The organism is Gemmatimonadaceae bacterium (genome assembly GCA_030647905.1).
In the GTDB taxonomy this organism is placed as follows: Bacteria; Gemmatimonadota; Gemmatimonadetes; order Gemmatimonadales; family Gemmatimonadaceae; genus UBA4720.
In genome coordinates, this window is the sequence record JAUSJA010000019.1 from 1 (window position 1) to 15,759 (window position 15,759).

Here is a 15,759-nt window from a genome sequence, read left to right on the forward strand (position 1 = left end):
TTTCCCGAGGCACTTCGCTCGAGCGGAACGGGTGGAGAAGTCTCCGCCCAGTTCGTCGTCGACACGCTCGGTCGCATTGAGAGCGGCAGCTTCAAGGTGCTCAAGGCCAGCAACGACCTGTTCGCCTCGGCCGTGAGATCACACCTTCCGCGGATGCGTTTCTATCCCGCGGAAGTCGGCGGTCGCAAGGTCCGCCAGCTAGTGCAGCAAGCGTTCGTGTTCAACATCCAGAACTAACCAGCTCAACTCCCAACCGAAACCGGAGAGCACCGCGTTATGCAAATCTCGCTGCTGGAGATGTGGCACTCGATGATGTGGTTCGCCAAGGGCATTGTATTCATTCTGTTGATCATGTCGATCTGGTCCCTGTCCATCTTCGTCAAGAAGTGGTGGGATCTACACAAGGCGCAGGCGGAAACGCGCAAGTTCGCGCCGGAGTTCTCGCAGTTCCTCGAGGAAGACAACCTCACCGAGGCCGTCACGCTCGCGGAAAAGTACAAGAAGTCGCACGTCGCCCGTGTTCTCGGTGGCGCGCTGGCCGAGATCAAGCCGCTCATCCATGACGGCACCGTTACCGTCGGTGACATCAACTCCGCCGAGCGTGCAGTCGAGCGTGAGATGCTCATGACGATCACCGACCTCAAGCGCGGCCTCGGCGTTCTCGCCACCGTCGGCGCCACGGCTCCGTTCGTCGGACTGCTCGGAACCACCATGGGAATCGTGAACGCGTTCGTCGGCATGGCCGCGTCGGGCTCGGGCGGACTCTCCGCGATCTCGGCCGGTGTCGCCGAGGCGCTCATCACGACGGCCTTCGGTCTCATCGTCGCCATTCCTGCGGTGTGGGCGTACAACTACTTCCAGGTCAAGATTGACAACCTGACCGCGGAAATGACGTACACGTCGAAGGAAATGATCGACTACATGATCAAGAACGTGTCGGGTGAATTCGGCCGTTCGCGCTTCACCCGTGAGTTCAACACCACCGCCTCGTCCGGCTCGTCGCCAATCTCGCAGTAAAGCCGGAGGTATTCTCTCATGTCCATGTCCACTCGAGCGAGCGGGGATATCAAGGCAGAGCCCAACGTGACGCCGATGATCGACGTCATGCTGGTTCTCCTGATCATCTTCATGCTCGTCGTGCCGGCGATCAGCGCCGGCTTCCAGGCGGTACCGCCGCAGGGCGTCAACCTGAAGCCGCATCCTGAAGAGGAGCGCGACCAGGTCCTCGGCATCGACGCCGACGGGCAGTATTTCCTGAACAAGGCACGTATCCCCAATGCGGAGCTCGGCCAGCGCCTCCAGGCGATCTACGAGAATCGCACCGAGGACAAGCTGCTGTACATAAAAGCGCACAAGGATCTGCAATACTCGAAGGTTCTCGACGCGCTTGACATCGCGGCACGCAACAGCGTTGCGGTGACCGGCATGATCACCGATCAGCAGCCCGGCACGAAATCGGCGATCGCCACCGACAACCTCATGGGCGGTGTTCCGGCGGGAGGCAATAAGTAATGTCAATGTCAAGCGGAGGGCACGGCGGGCTCACGAACGACATCAACGTCACACCGATGATCGACGTTTTGCTCGTGCTCCTCATCATCTTCATGCTCGTCGTTCCGATGTCCCGGAAGGCAATCGATCTTCAGCTTCCCGATCCCACCGAGTCGGCGCAGAGCTCGACCCCGCCGCCGCAGATCGTTCTCGAAGTTCTGCCCGGCAATCAGTTTGCGGTCAACAGGGAGCCGCTCACCAAAGCGAATCTGGGCACGCGGCTGAAGGAGATCTACGACGGTCGCCCGGAGAAGATCATCTTCGTCAAGGGTGACCCGAGGGTGAAATACTCCGACGTGATCTACGCGATGGACGTTGCCCGCGGTGCCGGAGTGAAGGTCATCGGCGTGTCTCCAAAGGAGCCGGCAGCATAGGCAATCGGTACAGACCACCGTTCGGAGTACCAGGCAAGAGAGAGCGGCGGTGGAAGGGAATCGCCGTCTCTCTTTTTGCACATGTGCTCGTCATTCTCCTCGTTCTCTACCCGGCGGCGAAGAACGGCTTCACGGCCGCTCCCGCTATCGGCGGAGGAGGCGCCGGCCCTGAAGGAGGCGGTGGCGGGAGCTCAGGCGGGGGAAATTCGCCCGCCGGCCAGCGCCTTCAATACGTGCGGCTTCGTTCTCCCGCCCCTGATGCGACAGCGATCGTCGCTCCTCCACCAAAGCCCGTCGAGCACCAAAAGGCCGTGCCGGTGCCCGAGCTGAAAACGGCGACGCAACCTGCGCCACCCACCGCTTCTGCCCCGGCCACGGGCACGGGTGCAGGAGGCGCAGGGACCGGGAGCGCCGGAACTTCTGGAGCAGGGCCGGGCAGTGGCGGTGGAATCGGTTCCGGCGCGGGCACCGGTACGGGCGGCGCGAGCGGACCGGGCACCGGAGGCGGTCCGGGCACCAACTATCCGCCGACACCGACTCAGTTCTTTCTCCCACCGCTTCCTGCACCGGCGTCAGTGCGGGGCTATCACCTCATCGCCTACTTCGACGTGGATGAAAAAGGGAATGCGAAGCTGCTCGGGTTCAATCCGTCGAAGGATGGCGGATACAACCGGAAACTTCGCGACGTTCTTCTCTCTCTCAGATTCCGTCCCGGAGTGCGCGCCGACGGAACGCCGGTGCGCGACACGGTTGACATTCAGTTCATCTTCTGATTCAACTCCGCTTCATCGCTGGCTTTAAGGCGCTTTCTTGCGTAAATTCCGCGCGCCTGATCACCGGGCGGTTGCCGGTGTCTCTACCCCTCGCGGAGACCATGGATGAGCAGCATGCCCGAGACCGGTGACGCCACGGCGTCAGCGAGCGGTTTTGTCAAAGCGCTGACACTGACGGATGCAACCATGCTGGTTGCCGGATCCATGATCGGATCGGGAATCTTCATTGTTTCTGCCGACATCTCCCGTACCGTCGGATCGCCACTGTGGCTGATGCTCGCATGGCTCGCCGCTGGAGTGATCACCATGTTGGGGGCTCTGGCCTATGGCGAGCTCGCGGCGATGTATCCCCGAGCGGGCGGCCAGTACGTCTTCCTTCGCGAATCCATGGGACCTCTCATGGGTTTCTTGTATGGATGGACGCTTTTCATAGTCATTCAAACCGGAACGATCGCGGCGGTCGCCGTGGCGTTCGGAAGATTTCTCGGAGTTCTCTGGCCGGCGATCACGCCTGACCGGTTTGGCTGGTTTCCGCAGTTCGACGTCACCACGCCGGGCGGGCTGATCGAAGTCGGTCTCACGCCGCAGCGGCTGGTGGCGCTCATCACCGTGTGGATCCTCACCTGGATCAACCTGCGCGGCGTGAGGGAAGGGAAGCTCGTTCAAACGACGCTCACGATCGTGAAGACGGGAGCTCTTGCGGGGCTCATTCTGCTTGGCCTCACCATCGGCAGAAACTCTGACGCGATCGCGGCCAATTTCGGGCCGGGCCGGTTCGTCGGGAACGTGGACATCACGTCGGCGTTCCTCGTGGCCTTCGGCGCGTCGCTCGTTGGCTCGCTCTTCTCGAGCGACGCCTGGAACAACGTTACGTTCGCGGCGGCAGAGGTGAAGAATCCGCAGCGCAACCTTCCGCTGGCGCTGCTGCTCGGCACCGGTCTGGTGAGCGTGCTCTACCTCGCGGCCAACATCGCGTACCTCAATGTCCTGCCTCTCGAGGGGACGAAGGATGCCGCTACCGTAATCGGGCGCGGCATTCAGTTCGCCACGCAGGACCGTGTCGGAAGCGCCGCCGCCGAGATGATCTTCGGCGCGATCGGCGGGACGATCATGGCCTCGGCGATCCTGATCTCGACGTTCGGCTGCAACAACGGACTGATTCTATCGGGGGCGCGGGTTTATTATGCGATGGCTAGGGACAAGCTCTTTTTCAGACGGGCGGGCGAGCTCAACCGGAACCACGTTCCGGCGACTGCCCTGATCGTGCAGGCGGTGTGGACGAGTTTGCTCTGCCTGACGGGCACGTATGGCCAGCTTCTCGATTACGTGATCTTCGCGGCGCTGATCTTCTATGCTCTGACGACGATCGGGCTTTTCATATTGCGGTCCAAGCGGCCGGACGCCGAGCGCCCATATCGCGCCATCGGTTATCCGGTGCTGCCGGCACTGTACATCGTGCTGGCCTCGACGATCGCCGTAGTGCTGCTGATCTCGGACAAGACGCGCGCCCAGGCAATATCGGGCCTCGTGCTGGTCGCGATTGGCATCCCCGTGTTTTACCTCTGGCGCAAGGTCGAAGCCTAGCCTCACACGCCGCCGCGGATCTTCCGCACCGCTTCACCGAAGTACCTGGAACGTGTCATCTCGCAACAGCGTTCGGCGTTCAGCCGCGGCGCCGATTACCCATAGGAGAGCTTCAATGAGAGTTCGGATGCACCCGGTGTTCCGTCGCGTCATACCGTTCGCCTGCGCCGCGGTTCTGGCGCTCATCGGGGGCGGTCTGACCGCCCCGATTGCAATGGCACAGGAAGTCACGGCGCCCACCGGGGCGATGCCGCTTCAGGCCGGGCACCGTCCGGGCGGCGAGGCCAACCTCGTCATCCCCGACCTGGCCTCGGTGTCCTTTCTCGGGATGCCGGGAAGCACTCTGCTGCTGTTCGGTCTCATCGTCTGCGCCGCCGGACTTCTCTTCGGACTGGTGATCTACAGCCAGCTCAGGAAGATGCCGGTGCACAAGTCCATGCTCGAGATATCGGAGCTGATTTACGAGACCTGCAAGACGTATCTGATCACGCAGGGCAAGTTCATCCTGATCCTGGAGCTGTTCATCGGCTTCGTTATCCTGCTCTACTTCGGCTTCCTGCTGAAGTTCGAGCCGGTGAAGGTCGCGATCATCCTCCTCTTCAGCCTGGTCGGAATCGCGGGCAGCTATGGAGTTGCGTGGTTCGGCATCCGGGTGAACACGTTCGCCAATTCGCGGACGGCGTTCGCCTCGCTCAAGGGCAAGCCGTATCCCTGCTACGCGATTCCGCTCAAGGCGGGAATGAGCATCGGTATGCTGCTCATCTCGGTCGAGCTGTTCCTGATGCTCTGCATCCTGTTGTTCATTCCGGGCGACTATGCCGGCCCGTGCTTTATCGGCTTTGCCATCGGTGAGTCGCTCGGCGCCGCGGCGCTCCGTATCGCCGGCGGAATCTTCACCAAGATCGCCGACATCGGCGCCGACCTGATGAAGATCGTGTTCAACGTGAAGGAAGATGACGCGCGCAATCCCGGCGTGATCGCGGACTGCACGGGTGACAACGCCGGTGATTCGGTAGGTCCAAGCGCGGATGGATTCGAGACTTACGGCGTGACTGGCGTCGCACTCATCTCGTTCATCCTGCTGGCGGTGACCACGCCTGAGACCCAGGTGCAGCTTCTCGTCTGGATCTTTGCGATGCGCATCATGATGATCATCGCGAGCGGATTCTCCTATCTGATCAACGCAGCCGTCGCGAAGCGGCGCTACATCAACGCCGACGCGATGAACTACGAGGCGCCACTCACCTCCCTCGTCTGGCTTACCTCCATCGTTTCAGTCGTTCTCACCTACGTGGTCTCGTTCCTGCTCATCCCCGACCTGGGTGACGGCTCTCTCTGGTGGAAGCTCTCCTCCGTCATCACCTGCGGAACGCTGGCGGGCGCGATCATTCCCGAGCTGGTCAAGATATTCACCTCGGTCGAGTCCACGCACGTGAAGGAAGTGGTCACGTCGTCGCGGGAGGGTGGGGCATCACTCAACATCCTGTCCGGCCTCGTCGCTGGAAACTTCAGCGCCTACTGGCTCGGCATCGTGATCATGCTGCTGATGTCCATCGCGTACGGCGTGAGCACGCTCGGGATGGGAACTCTGATGATCGCCCCGGCGGTGTTCGCGTTCGGGCTCGTGGCGTTCGGGTTCCTCGGAATGGGCCCTGTGACTATCGCGGTTGATTCGTACGGCCCGGTGACGGACAACGCGCAGTCGGTGTTCGAGCTCTCGACCATCGAGCAGATCCCCGGCATCGCTCAGGAGATCCAGCGCGATTACGCCTTCACCCCGAATTTCGAGCACGCCAAGCACCTGCTCGAGGAGAACGACGGCGCTGGCAACACGTTCAAGGCGACGGCCAAGCCGGTGCTCATCGGTACGGCGGTCGTTGGAGCGACGACGCTCATTTTCTCGATCATCGTCTCGCTCACGCACGGGCTGCAGCCTGACCTCGTGGTCAACCTGTCTCTGCTGCACCCGCCGTTCCTGCTCGGTCTCATCACGGGCGGCGCGGTGATTCACTGGTTCGTCGGCGCCTCGATTCAGGCGGTGACGACCGGGGCCTACCGCGCGGTGGAGTTCATCAAGGCGAACATGAACCTCGAGAGCCCCGAGAGGGCCTCGATCTCCGACAGCAAGAAGGTGGTCGAGATCTGCACGAAGTACGCGCAGAAGGGAATGTTCAACATCTTCCTGACAGTATTCTTCTCGACGCTCGCGTTCGCGTTCGTCGAGCCGTATTTCTTCATCGGATACCTGGTGTCCATCGCGCTGTTCGGTCTGTACCAGGCCATCTTCATGGCCAATGCCGGCGGCGCGTGGGACAACGCCAAGAAGATCGTGGAGGTCGAGCTCAAGCAGAAGGGAACCGAACTGCACGCGGCGACCGTCATCGGAGACACGGTCGGCGACCCGTTCAAGGACACGTCGTCGGTGGCGCTCAACCCGATCATCAAGTTCACGACCCTGTTCGGTCTCCTGGCGGTGGAGCTGGCCGTCTCGCTCACCGAGCAGCGCGGCCCGATGCTCGGCCACGTTCTCGCGGGTGCGTTCCTGCTCGCGTCAATGTTCTTCGTGCACCGCTCGTTCTACGGAATGCGTATCGAACAGCAGGCGTAGCCCGTCATGTCGCTCTTCGCGCCGAACGGGTGGCGCGGCATTCACCAGGGCGCGGTTCGCCATCTGGCTCGCGATCGGAATGCTTCTCTATTTTACGTACGGGTTCCGTAACTCGTCGCTGCGCGGCAGCAGGTCGCGCGGCGCGGACATCACCTCAGCCTCATAGACGACAGATGTGGAAGTATCTGAAGGGCATCTCGCTCACCAGGTGGATTCTGATCTCCATGGTGATTGGCGTCTCCATTGGCTGGCAGTTTCCGGACTTCGGGACCTCGCTCAAGCCTCTGTCGACGGTGTTCCTGCGCATGATCAAGTCGATCATCGTCCCGATCATCTTCGGGACACTGGTCGTCGGAATCGCCGGCCATGGCGACGACATGAAGCGGGTCGGCCGGCTCGCCTTCAAGTCGATCCTGTACTTCGAGATCGTCACGACGGTGGCGCTGTTCATCGGACTTGGCGCGGCGAATCTCGTGCAGCCGGGGAAGGGGGTCGTTCTCAATGCGCCGGCGGATCCGGGCAAGGCGCTCGCCGCGAGCACGCCGACGGGAGCTGGATTCCTCGAGCACGTGGTACCTCAGAGCTTCTTTGAGGCGGCGTCGAAGAACGAAGTTCTTCAGATCGTCTTCTTCTCGATCCTTTTCGCCGTAGCACTGTCGCAGGTGCGCGGGAAGCCGAAGGAGATAATGCTCGCAGGCTGCGAAGGATTGGCCGAGGTGATGTTCAAGTTCACCGGCATCGTGATGAGATACGCGCCGATCGGAATCGGCGCTGCCATGGCGGTGACGGTGGGACACAGCGGACTCGGCGTGCTCATCAACCTCGGCAAGCTCGTTCTGACTCTTTACGGCGCTCTCGTCGTGCTGATGCTGGGCGTGCTGCTGCCGGTGGCGATCATCTTCAAGGTACCGCTCAGGCAGTTCCTGAGAGTCGTGAAGGAGCCCGCGCTCATCGCGTTCTCGACGACGTCATCAGAGGCGGCGCTGCCGCGCGCGATGCAGGCGATGGAGTCCATCGGAGTTCCGCGTCGTATCGTCGCGTTCGTGATGCCGACGGGCTACTCGTTCAACCTTGACGGATCGACGCTGTATCTGGCGGTCGCAGCGATGTTCGCCGCGCAAGCCGCTGGGGTTCACATGACGTTCGGGCATCAGCTCGTGATGATGCTGACGCTGATGCTGACGAGCAAGGGTGTCGCCGCGGTTCCGCGCGCTTCGCTCGTGATACTTTCCGGCACGCTCACGGCATTCGGGCTGCCGCTCGAGGCGGTCGCGGTCATTCTTGGCGTGGATGAGTTGATGGACATGGCGCGTACGACGGTGAATCTCGTCGGGAATTGTCTTGCGACTGTCGTGATGGCGCGGTGGGAGGGGGAGTTTGTCCCGGTTAGGGAGTCTGCGGCGGCTTCGCTCGCTGCCTGATAACTGCGTAGCTACATGAAATAGAACTACCCGGCGACCGGCTGCCGGCTCATCCGCATTAGCGCGACCTTCACCGCCCCCCGGGCTGCGACGATGTCTCCGGCGCGGATCTGAGCGCCTGGCACGGCTGACTTGAGTCGCTGCTCGAGGCGCTTGCGGAGCAGCGAGCCCTTTAGAAGCAGCCCGCCAGCGAACGCGACTGGCACTGCCGCGCGGTCGTCGCCAAAAAGTCTGATAGCGAGCGCCCGCACGTGCAGGACAAGCTCTTCGACGGCGAGCCCGACCAGTGAGTTCGCGCGCACGTCTCCCGCGGACGCAGCGTTGAATACCACCGGCGCGAGCGCCGCGAGCTGCCGCGGCGTTGCGGCAATACCCCACGGGATGAGCTCGGATGGCTCGTTTATCTGCGCAGCGGTAAGGACCGCGCCGGTGAGCGCGGTGGCCGGCTCTCGTCCATCGGCGGCGGCGGCGACGATCGCGAGCGCTTTGCGCCCGATCCAGGCGCCGCTTCCCTCGTCACCAAAAGCCGGGCCCCATCCGCCGCAACGGTCGAGTGTGCGCGACGGGCCGCGCCCGTATGCGATCGACCCGGTGCCGGAGACGACAATGATTCCAGGCCCGGTGCCGAACGCGTCAGCGAGCGCTATCTCGCCATCTCCCTCGACGACGATTGCGTCGGCGAGCTCGAGGTCTTCGAGCGCAGCGGTGAGCGCGCGCTGTTCATTGGAGCGCCCTACGCCCGCGACTCCGGCCACCATCACCTTCGGTCGGACGCCTTCGCGTCCGGCTTCCGTCAGCGCCTGGCGCACGAGATCTCCGATCACGCCGGCGGACTGATCGGCCCGCCCGGGCGCCATCGCCGATCCAGGCCCGGTTACGTCGGCGATGTGATTGCCCGCAACATCGGCCAGTATGAGTCGCGTCTTCGAGCCGCCGCCATCCACGCCTGCAACTATATCAGTCATCCGGGTGTCTTTTCCGGTTTCCATGTGTGTATGAAGATGTCATTCCAACTGCCATCGTGATGGATGTTCCGATCAGCACGTACCACGGCCACGCGATCCTGGCAAGCGTCGTCAGCGTGCCGGCCATCGAAGGAAGCATTGGAAGCAGCTGCCTGGCGAAGACGATGAACGACATGACGATGATCGCGATGCTCATGCCGGTGATCGCATCGCGCTGGATTGCCCGCGGCCACAGGATTCCAAGAAAGAACCCGCCGAGGAGCGCGCCGTACGTGAACGAGGCGATGGACAATGCGATGACCACGACCGGAGTGCCCTGCTCGCGGTAGAGGAGCGCTCCGCCGGTAAGGAGAATTCCCCACACCAGAGCGCTGAGCTTGCCGAACCTGAGCGTCGCGTCGTCGTCGGCGCGCCGCTTTGACAGCGGAAGATAGATGTCGTGCGTCGTCGCCGCGGCGAGCGAGTTGATCGCGCCCGAATGGGTGCTCATCGTGGCCGCCAGAATCGCGGCGAGAATCAGCCCCACGAGACCGGGCGGCATGTACTCGAGAATGAACGTCGGGAAGATCGAATCGGGAGCGGCGAACGCCTTGCCGCCATAAAGGACGAAGAGACCTACGCCGACGAACAGGAACAGCGTGAACTGAGCGAAGACGACGAAGCCGCTTCCGATGATCGCCTTTTGCGCGTCACGAAGACTCCGCGCGGTCAACAGCCGTTGCACGATCAGCTGATCGGCTCCGTGCGAGGCCATGGACAGGAATGCTCCGCCAAGGAGACCGGCAAACAGGGTGTGAGGCCGGTCCAGACCCATATACGTATCAATGACGCGAAGCTTGCCGGCAAGGGAGGCGACATCCGTGATGTGCCCCCATCCTCCGGCGACGGCCTTGCCGAGCAGGACGACAGCAGAGATTCCGCCCAGGACGTACACGCTCGCCTGGAGCAGCTCAGTCCATACGACCGCTTTCATGCCGCCCTTGTACGTGTACAACACGGTGAGCGCGCCGAGGATCAGGATGGCGAGCGGCTTGGCGTACTCGGGTCTCACCGTTCCCTCGAGGATGAGGGCGACGGGGATCGCCGTCGCGAACACGCGGACGGAATCCGCCACACCGCGCGTCACCATGAATACGATGGACGTGAACCGGCGGGTGCCGAGTCCGAAGCGCTTCTCAAGCAGCGCGTATGCAGTGACGAGCTCGCCCTTGTAGTATCGCGGTAGCAGCACGAGCGCGACGACGACGCGGCCGATGATGTATCCGGCAACGACCTGGAGGAACCCCAGATTTCCGATGTAGGCCAGGCCGGGGATGCTGATGAACGTCAGCGCGCTGGTCTCGCTCGCGACGATCGAGAACATAACCGCCCACCACGGTATGGACCGCTCGGCGATGAAGTAGTCGTTGGCGCTCTTCTGGCGGCGCCCTATCCACAGTCCGAAGGCGGTGGTGCCGGCCAGGTATGTGACGAGGACAAAAAAATCGAGGGCGGTGAAATTCCTCATTCCACCACCCTCGATGAGAGCTCGAGACTCTGCGTCAAATCAGGCGGTGAACGACGTACCGCAACCGCAGCCACCCGTCGCGTTCGGGTTCTTGAAAGTGAATCCTGAACCCTGCATTGACGTGACATAGTCTATGGTCACCCCGGAGATGTACTGCGCCGAGAACGGATCCACGAAAACCCTGAAGCCGTCGTTGTCGAGAACGAAGTCGTCTTCAGCGCTCCGGTCCTCGATTACAAGGCTGTACTTGAAGCCGCTGCATCCGCCCGGCTGCACGCTGACACGGAGTCCGCCCTGCTCGCTGGTGACGCTTTCGGCCTCCATGAACTTCTTGACTTCAACGGCCGCGCCGGGCGTGACCGTGATCTCGATATCCGATGTTGTCGATGTAGACATTGCAAACCTCCCTGAGGACTCCCGAAAATTACGATGACGCCGGCGTCGATGGTAGGGCAACCGCCGGCTCGAGTGAATCGGCCCGCGCTCCCGCGGACCGGTCGCTTTCGCCCAGACTGCCTGATCCCCGGAAGGAGCGCGCAATCCATGCAAACGCCGCGGCGGCGATGGCGAGAAGAACGAGTCCTCTCCCCGTCTCGCCGAAAATGAGCTTCCCGATCCCGAACAGAGTTGAATACACCGCAACGATTCCGGCGATCCAGTTGGTCCACGCGAGTGCGCCGCCTTCCATCCCTTCGGCACCGAATCCGGCGCCTTCGGCAATGCGCCGCCATCCCCGTCCGCCCGGCCGCACGCGGCGATAGAACGCCGTCAGCACTTCATCCGGCTCCGGGCTCGTCATGAACGTGACCGTCAGCCACACGATCGTGCTGATAACGACGGTAAGCAGCATGATCGTGGCGTCGGCGTTCGGATCGCCCTTCGCGAATCTCTGCGGGACTGTCTGGAACGCGATCGTCGAGACGACGAAGGACGTGATCATCGCGCTGATCTCGGACCATGCGTTGATGCGCCACCAGTACCAGCGGAGAATGAGCACGAGCCCCGTTCCCGCGCCGAGCGCGAGGAGGAACTTCCACGCCTGCTCGATCGAGGAAAGCTGCGATGTCACGCCGATAGACGCGATGAACAGCAGCACTGTCGCGATGCGTGACACTTTCACGTAGTGCCGCTCAGTCTCCGATTGACGGATGAAACGTTTGTAGAAATCGTTGACGAGGTACGACGCGCCCCAGTTGAGGTGCGTTCCCACAGTGGACATGTACGCGGCAGCGAATCCGGCCATCATCACGCCCTTCCATGGCGTCGGCAGGTAATCCACGAACGCCTTCACATATCCCGATTCCTTGTCCACGAGATCGGGATACAGGATGACGGTCGCCAGACCGGTGACGATCCACGGCCACGGGCGGAGCGCGTAGTGCGCAACCTGGAAGAAGAGTGTGGCGAGAACGCCGTCCCGCTCGGTCCTCGCGGAGAAGATCCGCTGCGCGACGTAGCCGCCGCCGCCCGGCTCGGCTCCCGGATACCAGGCCGCCCACCACTGCACGGAGAGGAACACCCCGAGCGCCAGCAGAGGCATCCACGCATAGGCGTGGAATCCGCCCTCTCCCATGGATACAGGCAACACCGAGAGCGCGGCATCGCTGGAGCCGAAATGCTCGGCCAGCTTGACCTTCATCACCGCGATTCCACCGACCGCTTTCACCGAATACACCGCGAGGATGATGACCGCCGACATCTTGACGACGAACTGGATGAGATCGGTCCACAGCACCGCCCACAGCCCGGCGGCCACGGAGTAGACCACCGTGATCACGAAGCAGATCCCCACCGCGAGAATCGGCGAGACGCCGAGCGAGATCGTCAGGATCTTGATCATCGCCCGCGTGACCCAGCCGAGAATGATCAGGTTGATCGGAATCGCGAGGTAGAGCGCGCGGAAGCCGCGGAGAAATCGCGCCGGCGGGCCGCTGTACCTGATCTCCGCGAACTCCACATCCGTCATCACGTTGGCGCGCCGCCACAGGCGCGCGAAGAAGAACACCGTGAGCATTCCGCTCATCACCATGTTCCACCACAGCCAGTTGCCGGCGACACCGTGCGCGGCGACGAGTCCCGTCACGACGAGCGGCGTGTCAGCCGCGAACGTGGTGGCGACCATTGATGCGCCGGCCAGCCACCAGCTCACGTTGCGCCCGGAGAGGAAATACTCGTTGAGGCTCTCGCCGCCTTTTCGGGTGAACATCAGGCCGACCACCGTGGAGAGGAGGAAGTAGGCCGCTACGATCGCCCAGTCAATCGCGGAAAGAGTCATGAGGGTAGAGTTGGGATGACGTGTTGTAGCAATGCAAGCCGAAGCTCGTTTGCCGCGGTCGCCACAGGCACCCGCGAGCAAACCGGAACGGTGCCGCGTATCATTATGTACCTGTACTCACGATCGTCAACTATACGAGAATGATGGCAATGGCGCGATACTTCATCCCCCTGATCGGACTGACGCTGGCGGCCGCCGGCTGCACCGTGACGAGCGGCAAGCTCGATCCGACCTACGAGCTCGCTGCCGAACGCGTGAAACCCGGCATCTCGATTCTCCTCGGCGACAGCATGGGGCTGATTCGCGGAAAGCGGATCGGACTCCTGACCAATCAGACCGGCGTCAACGAGAGGGGCGACTCCGACATTGACCTGCTGCGGAACGACAGGGCGAAAAAGGAGAAGGTGGATCTGGTGATGCTGTTCTCGCCGGAGCACGGGATCCGCGGAACCGAAGATCACGACAACATCGCCGACGCGGTGGATACCAGGTCGGGCCTTCCGATCATCTCGCTTTACGGCGCGGGGACAACAGCGTTTCCGGACAGCGAGATGCGGAAACTCGACGCGCTCGTGTTTGATCTGCAGGACATCGGAACGCGCACATGGACGTATGTCGGCGCGATGGTGTACTCGATGCGGGCGGCGGCGCGGACGGGAAAGACGATCATCGTTCTCGACAGGCCGAATCCGCTCACCGGATTTTTCGTCGAAGGGCCGCTCCTCGACAGCGCGCTGGCCGACCCCGATGATCCGACTCCGGCGAAACGCGGGCAGGCATACGCGCTCTATCCGACGCCTCTCAGGCACGGGATGACGATGGGGGAGATGGCTCTCTTCTTCAACGACGTCCTCGGCATCAAGGCAAATCTCAAGGTCGTTCCGATGAGGAGCTGGCGCCGCGAGCTGTGGTTCGACCGGACAGGCCTTCCGTGGGTCAGGCCATCGCCGAACCTGCCGTCGCTGCAGAGCGCGATGGTTTATCCCGGCCTCGTCGCGTTCGAAGGGTCAAACCTGTCGGTTGGGCGGGGCACACCTACCGCATTTCAGCTGGTCGGTGCGCCATGGCTCAAGGCCGAGGCGACGGTCAAGATCCTGAAGGATCGCGAGATTCCGGGAGTGCGCTTTCTGGTTGAGGAGTACACGCCGGAGAAGCCGACCGATGGGAAATACGGGGGCCAGAAGCTTCAGGGGATCCGTATCCTCGTGACCAACCGGAACTCGATGCAGCCATCGCGCGTCGGAGCAGCTCTCCTGTGGGCGATAGCGAAAACATCGGGGAGCGATCTCAGGCTCAACAACCGCACTTTCGATCTCCGGTTCGGCGCCGCGCGCGTTCGCGAGGCGTTGCTGCGCGGAGAGGACCCCGATGTGGTGATTGACCGCGAGTACAAGGCCGTTTTCGATTTCAGGGAGAAGGCGCGCCGCTATCTCCTTTATCCGTAGCGCCTTATCGGCTTCGCACAGGTCTTGCACCACCGTCTTCGTGCACGCTCACTGGTTTGACCCCGGAGGGTACGAAGCATGAAGATCCTGATCGCGTCGCTCGCGATGGTGCTGGCTGTTTCGACTTCCGCCTGCGGACCGCGCCAGGTCGAAGTGACCACCGGCGCGCAGCCGGCAGCGGACGTTTCTATCCGTTTCACGAACAACCTCACGCAGGCAGTGAATCTCTACGTAACTACAGGGGGTACGGACGTGTTCCTCAAACAGGTCGCGGCGAACTCGGTGGAAGTGGTGCCGGTACGCGGGATCAGTGCGGGGACTACGGCCACTCTCAAGGCGAGGACGGTGGACGGTACGCGCTCGTACACTCGTGACAACATCTATCTCGCCGCGAACTATGAGTGGCGAGTACCTTAGAGGCGAATGCGGGGCGTTCTGGCAATAAGCGTAATATCTGAATAGCTTTACGGGTCGAATCGAGAGCCGGTTCGGCCCGTTCTGCTACCCACTCCCGCGACGCGGGACCGGTGGCTTTTATTCGCGCCCGCTGGCATGAAAAGAATCTGGGAGTCGATAATCAAGGGCTACCTCCGGGTAATCGAGCCGGTGGCGGCGCTGCTGGTGAAGCTCCGGATCAATCCCAACGTCCTCACGACCGTCGGGACGCTCTGCACGGTCGCGGGCGGGATCGCTTTCGGGATGGGCCACATCCGGACGGCCGGCTGGATCATCGGACTCACGGCGATCTTCGATGTCCTCGATGGTACCATCGCCCGGCGCACCGGGCAGTCCACCGTATTCGGCGCATTCTACGATTCGACGCTCGACCGGGTCGCTGACGGCGTGGTGCTCGGTGGAATCGCGTTCTTTTTCGTGACGAGCCCGGTCCACCACAATCTGCCGATGGTGGTGGTCTCTCTCCTCGGCATCATCGGCACGTTCCTCGTGAGCTACACGCGGGCGCGTGCGGAAGGCCTTGGTATTGATGCCAGGGTTGGCGTCATGCAGCGGCCCGAGCGTGTAGTGCTGTTGTCGGTGCCGCAGGCGTTCTTCGGCCTGGCTCTCAACGGGTGGGTACTGATCTGCGTCGTCGGCATTCTCACGCTGACCGCCTGGATCACCGCGTTCCAGCGCATTCTTTTCGTTCGACGCACCGCGCTCAACACCGTCTCGACGCCTTTGCGCGTCCTCAACGACAAATCACCGCCGTCGCCGCGCTCGGCGCCCCGGCGTGCACAATCCTAACGGATGGAGAA

At 62.4% G+C, this 15,759-nt stretch carries 15 protein-coding genes; 11 read left to right on the top strand and 4 right to left on the bottom strand.

The genetic code is table 11. The features are described from left to right. The 8 genes from Q7S20_04120 to Q7S20_04155 all read left to right on the top strand — a co-directional run. Positions 1-237, top strand: a 237-nt coding sequence (locus Q7S20_04120) for an energy transducer TonB (protein ID MDO8501011.1), incomplete at its 5' end; no start/stop codon positions are given. A gap of 39 nt (positions 238-276) precedes the next feature. Next, positions 277-1,017 (top strand): MotA/TolQ/ExbB proton channel family protein, encoded by a 741-nt coding sequence (locus Q7S20_04125; GenBank protein MDO8501012.1) that lies wholly within the window; start codon positions 277-279, stop codon positions 1,015-1,017. Positions 1,018-1,035: 18 nt separating this feature from the next. Further along, positions 1,036-1,512 carry a biopolymer transporter ExbD gene (locus tag Q7S20_04130; protein MDO8501013.1) on the top strand — a complete coding sequence of 159 codons (477 nt, stop codon included), beginning with the start codon at positions 1,036-1,038 and terminating at the stop codon, positions 1,510-1,512. Next, positions 1,512-1,925 carry a biopolymer transporter ExbD gene (locus Q7S20_04135; protein MDO8501014.1) on the top strand — a complete coding sequence of 138 codons (414 nt, stop codon included), beginning with the start codon at positions 1,512-1,514 and terminating at the stop codon, positions 1,923-1,925. Before Q7S20_04130 ends, Q7S20_04135 begins: the two co-directional genes overlap by 1 nt. Positions 1,926-2,008: 83 nt before the next feature. Continuing rightward, positions 2,009-2,698 carry a hypothetical protein gene (locus tag Q7S20_04140; GenBank protein MDO8501015.1) on the top strand — a complete coding sequence of 230 codons (690 nt, stop codon included), beginning with the start codon at positions 2,009-2,011 and terminating at the stop codon, positions 2,696-2,698. A 105-nt stretch (positions 2,699-2,803) separates the two neighbouring features. Further along, complete coding sequence (locus Q7S20_04145) at positions 2,804-4,282, top strand: amino acid permease (GenBank protein ID MDO8501016.1); 1,479 nt, start codon at positions 2,804-2,806, stop codon at positions 4,280-4,282. A gap of 115 nt (positions 4,283-4,397) precedes the next feature. Further along, positions 4,398-6,890 carry a sodium-translocating pyrophosphatase gene (locus Q7S20_04150; protein ID MDO8501017.1) on the top strand — a complete coding sequence of 831 codons (2,493 nt, stop codon included), beginning with the start codon at positions 4,398-4,400 and terminating at the stop codon, positions 6,888-6,890. A gap of 173 nt (positions 6,891-7,063) precedes the next feature. Next, positions 7,064-8,311 carry a cation:dicarboxylase symporter family transporter gene (locus tag Q7S20_04155; protein MDO8501018.1) on the top strand — a complete coding sequence of 416 codons (1,248 nt, stop codon included), beginning with the start codon at positions 7,064-7,066 and terminating at the stop codon, positions 8,309-8,311. A gap of 26 nt (positions 8,312-8,337) precedes the next feature. Here the strand turns inward: Q7S20_04155 and Q7S20_04160 are convergent, their stop codons facing one another. From Q7S20_04160 to Q7S20_04175, 4 genes are read right to left on the bottom strand one after another with little or no spacing between them, the layout of a single operon-like run. After that, the gene (locus Q7S20_04160; protein MDO8501019.1) at positions 8,338-9,276 is read right to left on the bottom strand and encodes a BadF/BadG/BcrA/BcrD ATPase family protein; all 939 of its coding nucleotides are present in this window, start codon (positions 9,274-9,276) and stop codon (positions 8,338-8,340) included. Beyond that, positions 9,269-10,783: a sodium:solute symporter gene (locus tag Q7S20_04165; GenBank protein MDO8501020.1), complete on the bottom strand. Its 1,515-nt coding sequence runs from the start codon at positions 10,781-10,783 to the stop codon at positions 9,269-9,271. The genes Q7S20_04160 and Q7S20_04165 overlap by 8 nt, the downstream gene beginning before the upstream one ends. A 39-nt stretch (positions 10,784-10,822) precedes the next feature. Next, a complete protein-coding gene (locus tag Q7S20_04170) occupies positions 10,823-11,179 on the bottom strand; it encodes an iron-sulfur cluster assembly accessory protein (GenBank protein MDO8501021.1) in 357 nt (118 codons plus the stop codon). 28 nt (positions 11,180-11,207) lie between these two features. Further along, a complete protein-coding gene (locus tag Q7S20_04175) occupies positions 11,208-13,058 on the bottom strand; it encodes a sodium:solute symporter family protein (GenBank protein MDO8501022.1) in 1,851 nt (616 codons plus the stop codon). 149 nt (positions 13,059-13,207) lie between these two features. On the opposite strand from Q7S20_04175, the gene Q7S20_04180 reads away from it, so the two are divergent. The 3 genes from Q7S20_04180 (at position 13,208) to Q7S20_04190 (ending at position 15,748) form a co-directional block, all read left to right on the top strand. Beyond that, the gene (locus Q7S20_04180) at positions 13,208-14,503 is read left to right on the top strand and encodes a DUF1343 domain-containing protein (GenBank protein MDO8501023.1); all 1,296 of its coding nucleotides are present in this window, start codon (positions 13,208-13,210) and stop codon (positions 14,501-14,503) included. A 78-nt stretch (positions 14,504-14,581) separates the two neighbouring features. Next, entirely contained in the window at positions 14,582-14,920 is a 339-nt protein-coding gene (locus Q7S20_04185) for a hypothetical protein (GenBank protein ID MDO8501024.1), read from the top strand. A gap of 135 nt (positions 14,921-15,055) precedes the next feature. Further along, positions 15,056-15,748, top strand: a complete 693-nt coding sequence (locus Q7S20_04190) for a CDP-alcohol phosphatidyltransferase family protein (GenBank protein ID MDO8501025.1) — start codon at positions 15,056-15,058, stop codon at positions 15,746-15,748. Positions 15,749-15,759 lie beyond the last annotated feature (11 nt).